General features: G+C 51.4%; 15 protein-coding genes and 1 other RNA gene. 4 read left to right on the forward strand and 12 right to left on the reverse strand.

Annotation, left to right across the window (positions count from 1 at the left end):
- Positions 1-8 precede the first annotated feature (8 nt).
- The 12 genes from murG to rsmI form a co-directional block, all read right to left on the reverse strand.
- Positions 9-1,085 (reverse strand): undecaprenyldiphospho-muramoylpentapeptide beta-N-acetylglucosaminyltransferase, encoded by a 1,077-nt coding sequence (gene murG / locus EQP46_RS15125; RefSeq protein WP_129494447.1) that lies wholly within the window; start codon positions 1,083-1,085, stop codon positions 9-11.
- Positions 1,057-2,268, reverse strand: coding sequence for a cell division protein FtsW (gene ftsW, locus EQP46_RS15130; protein ID WP_129494448.1), 1,212 nt, complete (start codon positions 2,266-2,268; stop codon positions 1,057-1,059). Before ftsW ends, murG begins: the two co-directional genes overlap by 29 nt.
- Positions 2,265-3,593 carry a UDP-N-acetylmuramoyl-L-alanine--D-glutamate ligase gene (gene murD / locus EQP46_RS15135; RefSeq protein WP_129494449.1) on the reverse strand — a complete coding sequence of 443 codons (1,329 nt, stop codon included), beginning with the start codon at positions 3,591-3,593 and terminating at the stop codon, positions 2,265-2,267. The genes ftsW and murD overlap by 4 nt, the downstream gene beginning before the upstream one ends.
- 3 nt (positions 3,594-3,596) lie before the next feature.
- Positions 3,597-4,679 carry a phospho-N-acetylmuramoyl-pentapeptide-transferase gene (gene mraY, locus EQP46_RS15140; RefSeq protein ID WP_129494450.1) on the reverse strand — a complete coding sequence of 361 codons (1,083 nt, stop codon included), beginning with the start codon at positions 4,677-4,679 and terminating at the stop codon, positions 3,597-3,599.
- A complete protein-coding gene (locus EQP46_RS15145) occupies positions 4,673-6,043 on the reverse strand; it encodes a UDP-N-acetylmuramoyl-tripeptide--D-alanyl-D-alanine ligase (protein ID WP_129494451.1) in 1,371 nt (456 codons plus the stop codon). Before EQP46_RS15145 ends, mraY begins: the two co-directional genes overlap by 7 nt.
- Positions 6,040-7,527, reverse strand: a complete 1,488-nt coding sequence (murE, locus tag EQP46_RS15150; protein WP_129494452.1) for a UDP-N-acetylmuramoyl-L-alanyl-D-glutamate--2,6-diaminopimelate ligase — start codon at positions 7,525-7,527, stop codon at positions 6,040-6,042. The genes EQP46_RS15145 and murE overlap by 4 nt, the downstream gene beginning before the upstream one ends.
- A complete protein-coding gene (locus EQP46_RS15155; protein ID WP_129494453.1) occupies positions 7,527-9,278 on the reverse strand; it encodes a penicillin-binding transpeptidase domain-containing protein in 1,752 nt (583 codons plus the stop codon). The genes murE and EQP46_RS15155 overlap by 1 nt, the downstream gene beginning before the upstream one ends.
- Positions 9,279-9,590, reverse strand: a complete 312-nt coding sequence (gene ftsL, locus EQP46_RS15160; protein ID WP_129494454.1) for a cell division protein FtsL — start codon at positions 9,588-9,590, stop codon at positions 9,279-9,281. It lies immediately after the preceding gene.
- Positions 9,590-10,543, reverse strand: a complete 954-nt coding sequence (gene rsmH / locus EQP46_RS15165) for a 16S rRNA (cytosine(1402)-N(4))-methyltransferase RsmH (protein WP_129494455.1) — start codon at positions 10,541-10,543, stop codon at positions 9,590-9,592. The genes ftsL and rsmH overlap by 1 nt, the downstream gene beginning before the upstream one ends.
- Positions 10,544-10,555: 12 nt before the next feature.
- A complete protein-coding gene (gene mraZ / locus EQP46_RS15170; protein WP_102318534.1) occupies positions 10,556-11,014 on the reverse strand; it encodes a division/cell wall cluster transcriptional repressor MraZ in 459 nt (152 codons plus the stop codon).
- 264 nt (positions 11,015-11,278) lie between these two features.
- Positions 11,279-11,654, reverse strand: an RNA gene (gene rnpB, locus EQP46_RS15175) — RNase P RNA component class A.
- Between the two features lie 54 nt (positions 11,655-11,708).
- Entirely contained in the window at positions 11,709-12,569 is an 861-nt protein-coding gene (gene rsmI / locus EQP46_RS15180) for a 16S rRNA (cytidine(1402)-2'-O)-methyltransferase (RefSeq protein WP_129494456.1), read from the reverse strand.
- Between the two features lie 55 nt (positions 12,570-12,624).
- Between rsmI and EQP46_RS15185 the strand changes: the two genes are divergently transcribed.
- The 4 genes from EQP46_RS15185 to EQP46_RS15200 are packed head-to-tail and all read left to right on the forward strand — an operon-like array spanning position 12,625 to position 15,991.
- Positions 12,625-14,466: a penicillin-binding protein activator gene (locus tag EQP46_RS15185; RefSeq protein ID WP_129494457.1), complete on the forward strand. Its 1,842-nt coding sequence runs from the start codon at positions 12,625-12,627 to the stop codon at positions 14,464-14,466.
- Positions 14,450-14,818 carry a YraN family protein gene (locus tag EQP46_RS15190; protein WP_129494458.1) on the forward strand — a complete coding sequence of 123 codons (369 nt, stop codon included), beginning with the start codon at positions 14,450-14,452 and terminating at the stop codon, positions 14,816-14,818. The genes EQP46_RS15185 and EQP46_RS15190 overlap by 17 nt, the downstream gene beginning before the upstream one ends.
- Positions 14,819-14,821: 3 nt before the next feature.
- Positions 14,822-15,415: a phosphoheptose isomerase gene (locus EQP46_RS15195; protein WP_017008169.1), complete on the forward strand. Its 594-nt coding sequence runs from the start codon at positions 14,822-14,824 to the stop codon at positions 15,413-15,415.
- Between the two features lie 15 nt (positions 15,416-15,430).
- Complete coding sequence (locus EQP46_RS15200; RefSeq protein WP_129494459.1) at positions 15,431-15,991, forward strand: BON domain-containing protein; 561 nt, start codon at positions 15,431-15,433, stop codon at positions 15,989-15,991.
- Positions 15,992-16,030: the final 39 nt, after the last annotated feature.

The raw sequence follows: 16,030 nt of genomic DNA on the forward strand, positions 1-16,030 counted from the left end.
TTGTTCTCTTAATTCGCTACGTCTTTGATGACGGTAGCAACACGCGTTGCTGCATCCGTAATGGCCGCGCCTTTTGCCGCTTCAGCCATCGTCATCAAGGTACTAAATTCTAATGTTTCCAGCGTCTCCGCCAGTTTCTCAGCGGTAAGGTCAGGTTGCTCCATCATGATGGCCGCTCCGTTACTCACCAAATGTTCTGCGTTTAATGCCTGTTGGCGATCTTTGTGTAAAAACGGCACAAAAATCGCGGCCACGCCTGCCGCTGCGACTTCTGACACAGTCAGCGCACCAGAGCGGCAAATGATGATGTCTGCCCAGCCATAGGCTTCTGCTACATCATCGATGAATTCGGTCACGTCAGCGTTGCCGACGTTGGCATTCGCGTAACGTTCTGCGGTATCCGCTTGGCTGCCTTTACCCGCTTGGTGGCGAACCAAGACATCTCTTGTCACGCGAGCCAATGCCTCTGGCACTGTGTGATTGAGAATGCGCGCCCCTTGACTGCCTCCCATCACTAACACCTTCAGTGGCGCACCGTCTTCATGGTGCTTTTCAGAAGGTGCTGGCAATGCACACACGTCCTTTCGCACCGGGTTCCCAACCACTTCTTGGTTTGGAAACGCACCAGGGAAAGCCTGCAACACACGCCGAGCGATTTTTGCCAACCATTTATTGGTTAATCCTGCCACGGCATTTTGTTCATGCAGCACCACAGGAATGCCACTCAACCATGCCGCAAGACCACCGGGGCCACTGACATAGCCACCCATGCCTAATACCGCATTCGGTTGCCAGTGTTTGATGTGCTTTTTGGCTTGAAACACTGCATTGAGCACCATCCAGGGGGCGAGAAGTTTACGCGCAAACCCCGCACCACGCAGCCCCTTTACTTCAATAAAGTCGATCTCAATGCCATGTTTTGGCACCAAATCGGCCTCCATTCTGTCTGCCGTACCTAACCAACGGATTTCCCAACCTTCTTGTTGAAGCTCATTGGCAACCGCAAGCCCAGGAAAAACGTGACCGCCAGTACCACCAGCCATCACCAATAATCGTTTATGCTTTTGTTCGTTTTCTTTTTTCATGGGTCACTATTCGTTGGTGTGCCTGAGACGTTTCCAACCGATATTCGTGGTCGATTCTCAACAGCAAGGCCACCGCCGTAGACATAATAAATAAACTGGAACCGCCGTAACTGACCAGCGGTAACGTCAAACCTTTGGTTGGCATGATCCCGGCGGCTGCGCCAACGTTAACCAAGGCTTGGAATGCAAACCAAATGCCAATACCAAACGCAAGGAAGCCACCAAACAGTTGGTTTGCTTCAAGGCATCGCTTTCCGATAAACAACGCACGGAAAACAAGCGCAAACACCATCAATAACACGACGGTGACACCCACCAAACCAAGTTCTTCTGCGAGCACAGCCACCACGAAGTCGGTGTGTGCCTCGGGCAAATATTCCAATTTCTGGATGGAGTTACCCAATCCCTGCCCCCACCAATCTCCGCGGCCAAAGGCCATCAAAGACTGGGTAAGTTGGTAACCACTACCAAACGGGTCTTGCCATGGGTCGAGGAAAGACGTCACACGCCGAACACGATAGGGTTCGGCAACGATCAACAGCCCGACAAGCGCAATCCCTGAGAACAAAAGCACGCCAAACTGCCACAGCTTTGCACCCGCAATGAACAACATGCCTATCGTGGTCACGAACATCACGACCACAGATCCCAGATCAGGCTGGGCCAATAAGAGCACTGCGATGATGATCAGCACCGCAAGAGGCTTCAAGAAGCCATATACGCTTTCGCGTACCTCGCCATGCCGACGAACCAAGTAGCCAGCGATGAACAAAAACAGCGAGAGCTTCGCCACTTCTGCGGGTTGAAGGTTTATCACCCCCAACGGCAGCCAGCGCATGGCTCCGTTAACTGACCGCCCTATACCCAATACCGCTACCAGCAAGAACAAGGAGATGAGCAACATAGGCACACTAAGCTGTTGCCACCTTGCGAGCGGTATTTGCAACGCAACCGCTGCTAGTACCAAGGCACCGATAAGGTAAACGCCTTGGCGAATCGCGAAGTAAAACGGTTGATCAACCAATCGGCTTGAAACAGGGATCGACGCAGAGGTCACCATGATCAAACCGACCAGCATCAGCCCAAATGAGAGCCAGACAATTTGTCTGTCATACAAAGCGGTAGGCGAAGGCTGAGACAGCCACCGCCAGACATTTTTGTCTTCCCACTTCATGCTCATCATCCTGACACCTTGCTCCCAGCAATCTCTTTTGCATAGGCTGCGAAGGTATCACCTCGCACCATAAAGTTTGTAAATTGATCGAAGCTCGCACAGGCTGGCGATAGCAATACCATGTCGCCTGCTCTCGCATCGCGCGCCGCGATGTCCATCGCCGCTTGCATGGTTTCCGTCACTACCGGCGTATCAACAAGTGCCGCAAATGCATGACCGTCTCGGCCATAGCAATACAAAGTCACGTTCAACGTATTCAGCACGGGTTTTAGCGAAGAAAAATCCGCGCCTTTGCCATCGCCACCGACCAACAGATGCAAACGACCCGCCAATTGCAAACCATCCAACGCCGCCAATGTGCTTGCTGGGTTGGTTGCTTTAGAGTCATTGACCCAAAGAACGCCATCTTGTTCCAACACTTGTTGGCAACGGTGAGCTAACCCACGATATTCGCGCATTGCTTGGCATTGCGCTTGACGGTCGATGCCTACGGAGTCAGCAAGCGCCATTGCAGATAAGCAGTTCGCCACATTGTGTCGACCCACGAGGGCAATGTCAGACACAGGCATGACTGCCTCACCTTTCGCCGTGAGCCACTCTTGTCCGTCGCGCAATGTTAGCGTGTACTCACCATCAGAAAATCCAAAGCTGATTGCCTTCTCATGAGAAAGCGGTTTGGTTTGCACATCGTCTTGATTCCAAACCGCTAAGCGCGCTTGGTCATAAATGCGAAGCTTGGCATCACGGTAGTCGTCCATGCCTGTGTATCTGTCCATGTGGTCTTCAGACAAATTCAAGAACACAGCAGACGACAAGTCGAGCGATGACGTGGTTTCAAGCTGGAAGCTCGACAGCTCAAGCACATACAGTGCGTGATCATTCGCCAACATATCCAACGCAGCAAAACCGATGTTGCCACCCACACCGACATTCACGCCGGCCGCTTTTGCCATTTCGCCAACAAGGCTGGTCACGGTGCTTTTGCCGTTCGAGCCAGTAATACCAATCACAGGTGCAGAGACATTACGGGCGAACAGTTCAATGTCACCGACGATTTCAATGCCTTGTGCTGCGGCGTCTTGAAGCTCAGGGGTCGCGAGCGCAATGCCTGGGCTTGCAACAATTTGGTCGGCATTCAATAACCAATCCATGTTCCAGCCACCAGCGTGCAACGCAACACTGGAAGGCAGTTGCTCAGCGCCTGGCGGTGTCGCACGCGTATCAATCACCTTGATATCGACATCGCCGCCTTTGCGCAGCAGATGATTAACGACAGAAAGCCCGGTCATACCGAGCCCTATCACCACAATCTGTTTTTTCGCGGTGTCTGCCATGGATTAACGTACCTTCAACGTCGCCAGTCCAACAAGAACCAGCATCAAAGTAATGATCCAGAAACGCACGATCACGCGCGGCTCAGGCCAGCCTTTCAATTCATAGTGGTGATGGATAGGTGCCATGCGGAAAATGCGCTGACCACGCAGCTTAAATGAACCCACCTGCAAGATAACGGAAAGTGTTTCCATCACGAACACGCCGCCCATGATAACGAGCAAGAACTCTTGGCGAACCAACACTGCGATGGTGCCAAGCGCGCCACCCAATGCGAGTGAGCCCACATCACCCATAAAGACTTGTGCTGGGTAAGTGTTGAACCACAAGAAGCCGAGGCCTGCGCCAACAATCGCGGCACACACCACCACCAACTCACTGGCATCTTTGATGTATGGGATATGCAGGTATTCGGCAAAGTTAACGTTACCCGTTGCCCACGCAATAAAGGCAAAGCCGCTCGCCACCATGACCGTTGGCATGATTGCCAAGCCATCAAGGCCATCGGTTAAGTTAACCGCATTACTGGTGCCCACAATCACGAAATAGGTAAAGACGATGTAGAACAAGCCAAGCTGAGGCATCACATCTTTGAAGAAAGGCACAACGAGCTGCGTAGCGGCGGTATCTTGGCCGTGCACATACAGCGCAAAGGCAACCACTAGCGCAATGGCGGATTGCCAAAAGAACTTCCAACGCGCGACCAGACCATCGGTATTTTTGCGCACCACTTTACGGTAATCATCCATAAAGCCGATGGCACCATACCCCAAGGTCACAACAAGCACGGCCCACACATAGGGGTTGCTCAAATCTGCCCACAACAGCACGGTTACCGCGATGGCGGTCAAAATCATGATACCGCCCATGGTTGGTGTACCACGCTTGCTGAAGTGCGATTCAGGCCCTTCGTTACGCACCACCTGACCGATTTGCAACATCTGCAAACGGGCAATCATGCGAGGCCCCATCCACAACGAAATCACCAATGCGGTAAGCACACTGACGATCGCGCGGAACGTTAGGTAATCGAATAGACGGAAAAACGGCACATAGTTTTCAAGAAGGTCCGATAGCCAAACTAGCATGTTGCGGCCTCCTCAATTGCTGCCACTACTTGAGACATTTTCATTCCATTGGCGCCTTTTACCAGCACAGAAACTTCGTGTTTTGTATTCATGAGTTCTACTACGTGCGCAATCAGCGCGTCTTTGTTTTCAAAATGCTGACCACCACAACGCTCGCTGATCACAGCACTGGCTGGCCCGAATGTAATCACGGTCTGGATACTTGATTGGCTAAGGTGCTCAGCAACCTCAAGGTGCACCGCATCGGAATGCTCCCCCATCTCGCCCATGTCAGCCAATACGATGACCTTGTCGCCATCAAAACTGTCGAGCATATCAACCGCCGCTTTCATCGCAGCCAAGCTCGCGTTGTAGCTGTCGTCGATAAGACGGAGACCTTCACGAGGAAAGCTAATCGCACCGCGGCCTTTAACGGGCGCGACAGACCCCAACCCTTTTGTCACTTCGACCATAGTGACACCATCAATATTCAGCGCAGCCATGGCCGCCAATACCGCGTTGGCCACGTTATGTTCACCCGGCAAGCTCAGCACAATCGGGAAGGTTCCCGCTGGCGTCACTAAATCAAACTGAAAACATCCACCGTCTGCAGGTTGAATGTTCATGGCGCGATAATCGGCCACTTTGTCTGATACCGTCATGGTCAGTAACTGCTTACTTTCTAGCACCGCATCCCAACGCGGCCCACCATTGCTGTCGAGGTTCACTATCGCTAATGCCCCATCGGCAAGGCCTTCAAAAATCTCGCCTTTGGCTTTTGCTACGCCATCCAGTGAGCCAAAACCTTCTAAATGCGCAGCGGCGAGGTTCGTCACCAGTGCGATATCCGGCTTGACCAATTGGGTGGTATAGGCGATTTCACCAATGTGATTCGCCCCCAGTTCAATCACTGCAAAGTCATCTGACGGTTGCAGGCGCAACAACGTAAGCGGGACGCCAATATCGTTGTTGAAGTTGCCCGAGGTATAGAGCGTTTGACCCTTTTGCGACAAAATCGCGGCCAACATCTCTTTCACCGTGGTTTTACCGCAACTGCCTGTCAATGCGATGGTTTTTACATCACATTGTGTTTTCACCCAAGCACCGAGTTGCCCCAGTGCCTGTGTGGTGTCTGCAATAATAAGCTGCGGCAAATCGCAATCCACCGCTTTTGAAACGAGAAGCGCAGACGCGCCGTTGTCTTTCGCGGTTCCCACAAAATCATGCGCGTCAAAACGCTCGCCGACGAGGGCGACAAACAGCGCACCTTCACCGAGTGTTCGTGTATCTGTCGATACTGCATCAATCACCACATCATCGGTGTTGATATTGATAAGTTCTGCGTTTAATACGTCTTTCAATGACGTGAGCGAAACGGGGATCATTGCTCTCCCTCCAACAACATTCGCACTGTGTCTCTGTCTGAATAATCAATGGTGCCCGATGCCAATACTTGGTAATCCTCATGCCCTTTACCTGCCACCAAAATCACGTCGTTTGGCGCTGCGTGCTCAAAGGCATAACGGCAAGCGTCTGCGCGGTCATGCAACACAATCGCGTTATCAGGCGCAGTCATACCCGCGAGCATGTCTGACACGATGATTTCGGGAGATTCAGAGCGGGGATTGTCGTCAGTGAGAATCGCTTTGTCTGCGAGCATTTCAGCGATACTCGCCATCATTGGGCGTTTACCCGTATCACGATCGCCACCACAACCGAAAATGCACCACAACGCGCCTTCGCAATGACGACGCAACGCGGTAAGCGCTTTCTCAAGGGCGTCGGGCGTGTGAGCATAATCAACAACAAACATAGGTTTGTCAGCGCGATGAAAAACTTCCATGCGTCCGATAACGGCTTGAAGTTGCGGTGCAACGGCCAGAAGTTCAGATTTGTCGTAGCCAAGCCCTAACAAGGTTGTCAGGCTCAACAGTAAGTTCATGACGTTAAATTCGCCCACCAGTGGCGCGGTAAATTCACCGTCACCCCAGTCGGATGAAAACGCGATGGTGACGCCGCTGGTCGCGTAGCTCACGGTGGTTAGCCATAACTTACGGCCTTGATGTGCAACCACACCTTCTTCAGAGATAGAAACAGCAATGGCTTCAGGCATAGAGCCTAACCACTGTGCACCGACGTCATCATCCGCATTGATCACCGACACTGGCGAACCGTAGTGGGTAAACAAACGCAATTTTGCTTCTGCGTACGCTTCCATGGTGCCGTGGTAATCAAGGTGGTCGCGACTCAGGTTAGTGAAGATGGCCGCATCAAAATCGACGGCTTTCACGCGATCTTGAATCAAACCGTGTGACGACACTTCCATGGCAACATGGGTTGCCCCAGCAACCTTAAAGGCGGCGAGTTGCTGCTGTATATCAACGGCGCTGCCCGTGGTATTCAGAGCAGGCTCTAATGCATCAAGAAATCCATTCCCCGTCGTTCCCATGACCGCAGCGCGACCCTGCATGAGGTCTATCCACTGCGCGATAAGCTGGCTCACGGTGGTTTTACCATTCGTCCCTGTCACACCAATGGTGGTCATGCCTTTACTTGGCGCTTGATAGAAGCGAGCGGCAATGTCTGAAAGTGTTGATTTAAGATGAGGGAAGGCAACCACAGGTACGTTATCGTGCAGGGTGAGACCAAATTGCCCAGCGGTATCGCCGTCATCCGAAATAACAGCTACCGCACCGGCGCGGATCGCGTCGGCAATAAAACGTCGCGCATCAAGGTTATGACCTTGAACCGCGATAAAAACATCACCTTGCTGGATCTGACGATTGTCCAGCGCAAGGCCAGTGATGTGTTGCTCCGGCGCGCCATCAAACCAAGGCGCTAATAATTCTTTGAAACTCGTGTTCGGCATCAGTTCTGCCTGTCCGTATGTGCAAGTTGTAACGAAGGTTGTTTCGCGTCTGGCGCGATATTTAGAATTTGTAATGCACTTTTCATGACCTCAGAGAACACTGGCGCTGCCACTTGGCCGCCATAATATTTGTCGCCCTGTGGTTCATTGATCACCACCACCAGCGCAATCCGAGGATCGCTGATTGGCGCAATGCCTGCGGTGTATCCGATGTACTCATCGCCGTAACCGCCCGCTACGGCCACTTTCGCTGTACCGGTTTTCGCACCGACACGGTAGCCATCAACAGCAGCACGACGGGCACTGCCGCCTTCTTGCGTGACCGCTTCCAGCATGTCGATGACTTTACGTGTGTTTTCACGCGAGGCCACTTGCTTACCCGGCACGACGGCTTCGGTTTTCAAAATCGACAACGGACGATTCACACCAAGGCCTCCCAGCACCGCGTAAGCACGCGCTAATTGTGCTGGCGTGATCGACAATCCGTAGCCAAATGATAAGGTCGCGCGCTCGAAGTCCGACCAGCGACGGCGAGAAGGATACAGGCCTAGGGATTCCCCGACCAGATTGACACCTGTCGCATCACCGATACCAAAGCTACTGTAAAGACCCAATAAGGCTTCGACAGGCATAGAGAGCGACAATTTACTCACACCGATGTTGCTGGATTTTTGAAGAATTTTGCGAAGGTTGGCCTTGCCTGCTTTCGATACGTCACGCACTTTCGCGCCGCCAATAGACATCACGCCATTGCCTGTATCAATCACCGTGCTTTCGTCTGCGACACCGTTTTCCAATGCCGCTAGCACAACCAAAGGCTTGATGGTTGAACCTGGCTCAAACACGTCGGTAATCGCACGGTTACGCATTTTGAAGCTTTTAAGATCGGCGCGATTGTTCGGGTTATAGGAAGGTGCGTTGACCATGGCCAATACTTCACCCGTGCGCACATCAACCATCACCAACGACCCCGAGGTCGCACGATAGTCCGCCACGGCTTGTTTGATGGCACGATAAGAAATGGCCTGCAAACGCTGATCAATACTCAACTGCAGTGGCTTACCTTCCTCTCTTGCTTCGAGGGAAATGTTTTCCACCACTCGACCGTATCTGTCTTTGCGCACGGTACGGCGGCCCGGCTCACCACTCAACCAGCCATCATACCCGCGCTCAATGCCTTCAAGGCCACGGCCATCAATCCCTGTTACGCCCACTAGATGAGCACTGACTTCCCCCGCTGGATAAAAACGGCGAGATTCGTCTTTCATGCCAATGCCCGCCAGTTTCAACCCTTTGATGTAAGATGACATCGCAGGCCCAACTTGGCGTTGAAGGTAGATAAAGCGTTTGGTTTTGTTTCTTTCGATGCGTTCAAGCATCTCTTGTCGGTCAATACCTAGTACATCCGCCAACGCATACCAGCGCGGCTTGTCTTGCAGTTTATCGTTTTTGAAGATGGTGGCAGGATCGGCGTACACCGCTTGAACAGGCACACTGACCGCTAAAGACTCGTCGTTTCTGTCGGTGATCATGCCACGCGCTGACGGCATGGCTTTGACACGTACAGAACGCAAATCGCCTTCGTAACGAAGGCGGTCTGGTTCGATGACTTGAATATAGGCTGCGCGAGCAATGAGGGCCATCATGGCTAACGAAATACAGAAACAAACCGTCACGAAACGCCACTTAATAAAGGTTGGCGCTTGCTTCTTGGCTCGCTGATTACCGGCTTTCTTTTTTCCCTTAAACACTTATTGGCTCACTATGATTTCGCGCTTGCTGTCAGGACGAATCATGTCCTGATCCTGTCGCGCCATACCTTCGACGCGACTGTGTTCTGATAGAGCATGTTCTTCAAGAAGCTGATTTCGCCATTCGACATCAAGGCGTTCTCGCTCCATGAGCAATTGATCATTGGCTGCGATGACAGAGCGTGTTTGTTGGGTGGTATACACCACACCTAACGCTGACAACAACACCAGGACGAACAAGACCAAAGGGACCTTACCGACAGTGATAAGGTCATGCGCGATTTGCTTTGTTAATCCTGGGTTAGACGACATTAGTCACCAAGCTTTTCGGCGACACGAAGCACGGAGCTGCGTGAACGCGTGTTATCAGATACTTCGGTATCAGAAGGCTTCAAGGCTTTGCCGACTGGCTTCATCGCAGCACGACCCAAGGCGCGGATCTGTACTTCAGTCAATGGCACACCGTGTGGCACATCTGGTCCTTTACTTTGTTTGCGAATGAAACGCTTCACTAAGCGATCTTCCAACGAGTGGAAACTGATCACGGACAAACGCCCTTCCGGTGCAAGCACATTCAGTGCGCCTTGCAGTGCCGTTTCGATCTCATCCAACTCACTGTTGATGTAAATACGAATGGCTTGGAAGCTGCGTGTCGCTGGGTGTTTCTTTCTGTCACGAGACGGCGCTGCATTCGCAATCAAATTTGCCAACTGCAACGTGCGCGTAATCGGCTCTTTTTCTTCATCTTCACGATGGGCAACAATGGCGCGCGCTATGCGTTTTGCAAAACGCTCTTCACCAAAGACTTTCAAAACCCAAGAAATGTCATCCGCATCGGCTTCTTGAAGCCATTGCGCGGCAGAAACACCTGATGTTGGATCCATACGCATATCCAGCGGGCCGTCACGCATGAAGCTAAAACCACGCTCAGGATCATCCAGCTGCGGAGAAGACACGCCCAGATCCAACAATACGCCGTCGATCTGACCGCTGAGGCCGCGCTCTTCAATGTATTGTTGAATGCCAGAAAAAGGCCCATGAATGATGCTAAAACGCGGGTCGTCGATCGTTGCCGCTTCAGCAATGGCTTGAGGATCGCGGTCGATGCCGTAAAGACGGCCGTTTTCGCCTAGGCGAGACAAAATTTGGCGACTATGACCACCACGGCCAAACGTACCATCGACATAAATGCCATCAGGTTTGATCGCCAAACCATCAATGGATTCATGGAGAAGGACGGAAATGTGTGAAAACTGCTCTGACATAATTTTGATTACCTAAAGCGAAAGTGCGTTGAGTCTATCACTCAACGCCTCTGCTGAATCGGCTTGAAGTTGAATATCGTTATCGATTTGCTGCTGCCACTTCTCGTTATTCCACAGCTCAAACTTATTGAGCTGTCCTACGAGCATCGCTTTACTGTCTAACCCCGCGTAATCACGCAACGTTGGCGCGATCAAAATGCGCCCCTGACCATCCATCTCACATTCGAAGGCATGGCCAAGCAACAAACGTTGAAGACGTCGCTCTGCTGGGTTTAAGCTCGATAAGCGCGCAAGCTTCGCTTCAATGCGCTCCCATTCAGGCAAAGGGTATAGCAACAAACAGGGAAGCTGATGGTCTATGGTGCAAACAAACACGCCATCGCACAGCGCATCGAGTTCTTCTCGATAACGTTTTGGCAATGCCACTCGACCTTTCGCGTCAAGTGAAATGGCGGATACGCCCCTTAACATGCAGTTTGAATCCCTTTCACACCAGAATATCCCACTTTATTCCACAATTTCCCACTAGAAGTGTACGTATCAGGCAAAAAGAAAGTCAAGCAGGCGAACTGCGCAATACTGCGAAAAACGCAGCGATCACGTCGCGAATTCAATAGCTTGAGCACCAGAAAAGACTGCTCACTTTTTAACCGCACGTTATTCCAAAAGGTATTTGATGAATAGAGAGGGTCAATAAAACGAAAGAAGGCGAGCTAATGCTCGCCTTCTGGGTATGATGTGAGTTGGCCTATAAGCCGGGTTCTGTACCGTAAACGGTGGTAACCATTCGTCTAGGCCTGCAATCGCTCACAGGCTCCAGCAACCTACCCGTCCTCAACGCGGGCCGCGCCAATGAGGACCTATTTGGTCTTGCTCCGGGTGGAGTTTACCGTGCCACGAACTGTTGCCAGTCGCGCGGTGCGCTCTTACCGCACCCTTTCACCCTTACCTGTGCCCGAAGGCCATCGGCGGTTTGCTCTCTGTTGCACTGGTCGTAGGCTCGCGCCCCCCAGGCGTTACCTGGCACCCTGCCCTTTGGAGCCCGGACTTTCCTCCCCTCTGTCAGTCTCCCAAGGGACATCAACAAAGCAGCGGTTACCCGGCCAACTCAGGCGGCGGATTATATAGAACTCACCACCAGTAATCTAGCGTTTCACGCGACTTATTACTCTAGATTGTCCAATCCCCACTTATAGAGGGCATTTTTCTTTACGTTATACAGCTCAGCGGCAATGGCAGCCGCTTTTTTCAGAGGAAGCTCTTTCGCAATCAATGCAACGGCATTCGTCGCTTCAACTGGCAAATCGTCTTTCTCTGCACGGTGACCCGCAATCAGTAACACCATTTCACCGCGGATGCGGTTGCTGTCTTCGCCAAGCCATTCAATGAGCTCACCCAGCGGCGCACCATGAATGGTTTCGTAGGTTTTCGTCAGCTCACGTGCTAACACCACCATGCGCTCAGCACCCAACACGGCGAGCATGTCATCCAGCGTGTCGGTAATACGGTGCGGAGATTCGTAGAAAATCATGGTGCGTGGGTCTTGTGCGACTTCGGTAAAGCGATCACGACGTCCTTTGCTCTTTGGCGGCAAAAAGCCTTCAAAGCTAAAACGATCAGACGGCAATCCTGATGCGCTCAGCGCAGTGATCACCGCACAAGGCCCTGGCAAGGGCACAACTTTTACACCTGCCTGACGACAACGCGTGACTAAGTGGTAACCTGGATCAGAGATCAACGGCGTGCCCGCATCAGAAACCAGCGCAATAGTTTGTCCAGAGACTAACTTTTCGATCAAGATGTCTGCTTTTTGCTGCTCGTTATGGTCATGCAGCGCAAAAGTTCGGGTCGTGATACCAAAATGCGACAGTAGTCTTCCTGTATGACGGGTATCCTCGGCAGCGATGATGTCAACTTGCTGCAAAATTGATAATGCACGCTGGGTGATATCTCCCAGGTTTCCGATCGGTGTCGGCACGATATATAAAGTTGAGACGTCAACCATGGTTGAAGTTTCATCAGTCATTTGTTTCACAACCCTTCGGCGATTAATATAGAGGGCAACAAGTTACGGACAGAAGATGTTCATGCGTAAAATAACCCATAAGTGCAAAAGTGTATCACGAGTTATCTCTCCAATCGCCCTAGCATTGGCGCTTTCGGCGTGTGTGACCACTCCCCCCGCTCCTCAGGAGCCTCAGTATGACATCACGGCTCCTGCGCTTGAGTCGTCAACGTTCTACTTATTGAAAGCCGAAACCTCTGCTGGTGAAGAGAAAGCAGATTGGTATTTACTGGCATTAAAAGCATTAATTGCAGAAAAACAATTCGCGCAAGCGGATGTTTTGATTGGTCGTTTGGCAAAACTGCCACTCACACCAGTGCAACTGTCAGAATGGCAGCTAAACCGTGCCGTGTTGCTTCAACAAAAAGAGCAACCACAAGCGGCAGTCGACAGTTTGAACTTTTTACCTAATTGGCAATTACCTACGCTTCAATATCAGCGTTATTACCAATTAAAGGGTGAACTGTACGAACAAGTCGGTAATCTTTCCGGTGCAGTGCTCTCGTACACCGAGGCGTCGCCTTACCTGACGGACAGCTTCGACAAGCAGCAGAACTGGGATCGTGTATGGGATTTGCTGGTTCAAATGCCATCGACCCAATTGAATGCACTGTCTGCCAGTGGCAATCAAACGTTGAATGGCTGGGTTGCGCTTGTAACGTTACTGCGTCAACACACTGGCCACCCCGCCCTGCAACAAGAAGCACTGAACAATTGGTTGGCTGCAAACCCAAGCCACCCTGCCAATACCTATTTGCCAGCAAACCTTGAAACACTGCAAGCAATGGAAATCATTCGTCCAGACCGCATTGGTGTGCTTTTGCCACTAAGCGCGAAGTTTGCAGCTCAAGGTGAAGCCATTCGAAATGGGTTCGTGCAAGGCTTGCTCGATGATGAATCTGGCGTGTCTCAGCCTTCTGTGATGTTTTATGACACCAACGGTCAGCCTATGACTGACATCGTTGCGCAAATGCAAGCTGATGGCATTCAGTTCGTTATTGGCCCACTGCAAAAAAACAAAGTGGACGCGTTTTTAAGCGCTAGCCAAAACACACTGCCGACACTCGCACTCAACATCCCGAAAGATGAATCGTCGATAGGCAGCACGTGTTTCTTCACGCTCTCTCCAGAGCAGGAAGCGGAACAAGCAGCCCTGCACATTGCGCAAAATAACCACAAGTTCCCGCTTGTGATTGCACCAAGTAATGGATTCGGCAAACGTGTCAGCGACGCCTTCTCAAAAAAATGGGAAGAAACGACGGGCGAGAAAGCGGAAACCGAGTTCTTCAAGAATCGCGCGGCGATGCAAAAAACAGTACAACGTGTCTTTGGTTTAACAGAAAGCCAAGGCCGTATTCAGCAAATGAACCAAATCCTTGGTTTGGATATGGAAGCAGAGCAACGTAGCCGTCGTGATATTGATGCGGTTTACCTGGTGGCGAATGCCGGTGAGCTGACGCTATTGAAGCCGTTCATTGAAGTGGCGATCAACCCAGATGTACAACCACCAAAGCTTTACGCGAGCTCTCGCAGTAACAACCGTATTAACGGTGTCGGTGAAGTGGGTGAACTACGTGGCATCGAGTTCAGTGATGTCCCTCTACTGGTCGAAAACAACCACCCCGCTGCCGCGCGTTTCCATCAGCTTTGGCCTGGTCTCGATAACGGCATGACGCGCCTTTACGCACTGGGCATGGATGCGTATTCTCTGATTGAAGCACTGCCTCAAATGCAGGCGCTGCCAGAATACCGTTTCGAAGGTCAGTCAGGTGAACTGTCGTTAGGCGAGCAATGCACAGTGAACCGCACCGTCTCTTGGGCTATGTTTGGGGACCAAGGTATTGTTTCTGTTAAATAAGAAACAAACTGGCGATCACTATGAAAAAGAAGCGTGCCGCTACCTACAGCGGCACGGCTTAACCCACTTAGGTAGCAATGCCCGCTTCAAACAAGGCGAGCTCGACCTCATCATGCGAGACGGCGCTTGTCTTGTTTTCGTCGAAGTGAAGTTCCGAAAGCAATCGTCATTCGGCGGTGCCGCTGCGGCCATCTCTCCTCAAAAACAACAACGCTTGTTACGTGCAGCCTACCTTTGGCTCGCAAATAAGGGGTTATCTGCGACCAGCACAGAATTTAGATTTGATGCCGTGACTTTTGACGGCGATGTAAACGCTGTAAACTGGGTGAGAAACATTTTAATCGAAGGGTAATCAATGCTAGAGAGCATTAAAGAAAGCTTCACCGAAAGCATTCAAACACAAATCGCAGCAGCAGAAGCGCTGCCAGAGCAAATATCCAAAGCGGCGATGGTGCTGGTTCAGTGCTTACTGAACGGCAACAAAATCCTGTGTTGTGGTAACGGCGGCTCTGCAGCCAATGCTCAGCATTTTGCCTCGTGCTTATTGAACCGCTTCGAAACGGAACGCCCTAGCCTTCCCGCACTTGCACTTACCGCAGACACAGTAACCCTGACTGCAGTAGCAAATGATTATCACCATGACGAAGTGTTCTCAAAGCAGGTACGCGCTTTCGGTCAAGGCGGTGATGTGTTGCTCGCCATTTCAACCAGCGGTAACAGCAAAGACATTATCAAAGCCATGGAAGCAGCCGTAACCCGCGACATGGCAATTGTGGCTTTTACCGGTAAAGATGGCGGTGAAATGGCAGGACTTCTCGGTGAACAAGACGTTGAAATCCGTATTCCATCGCAGCGCACAGCCCGCATCCAAGAAGTACACCTTGTGACACTTCACACCCTGTGTGACCTTATCGATCAGAATCTTTTCCCGACACACGGTGAATATTGATTTAGGAGAGTTGTGATGCTCAAGAAGGCGCTTTTATTAACAGGTGTATTGGCACTCAACGCCTGTTCACTCGTGTATGAACAAGACACGCGCAGTGCAAAAACAGAATGGACGGATACACAGCTTTCAATGGAAGTAGCAGGCATTGCCAATAAAGCGCCTTACCAAGGAAGTACACGCATCAATGCCGCAAGCTACGACGGCAAGATACTGCTCGTTGGGCAGGCATCGAGTAACGAACTCAAGCAATCTCTCGTCAGTAAAGTTCGCGAGCTTAAAGGGGTGGAAACGGTTTACGATCAAATCCGCATCAAAGAGCCGCTGTCACTGGCCGATGTGAGCAAAGACACATGGCTAACCACGAAAGTGAAATCCGCACTGATTGGCAGCAAGAAGCTGCGAGACGTGAGCGTAAAAGTTATCACAGAAGACGGAGAAGTGTTCCTGCTGGGGTACGTCACACGTGAGCAAGGCAATGAAGCCACCGAAATCACCCGTAACCTTAGCGGTGTAAAGCAGGTTATCAAAGGCTTTCAATATTACGAGCCTAGCGAGGCACCTGCTGTCACGGAGTGATCTTTGCGAGCAATGGAAACATTATGCGCATAAAAAAAG

The sequence above is a fragment of the Enterovibrio baiacu genome (genome assembly GCF_004120195.1).
Taxonomy (GTDB): Bacteria; Pseudomonadota; Gammaproteobacteria; order Enterobacterales; family Vibrionaceae; genus Enterovibrio; species Enterovibrio baiacui.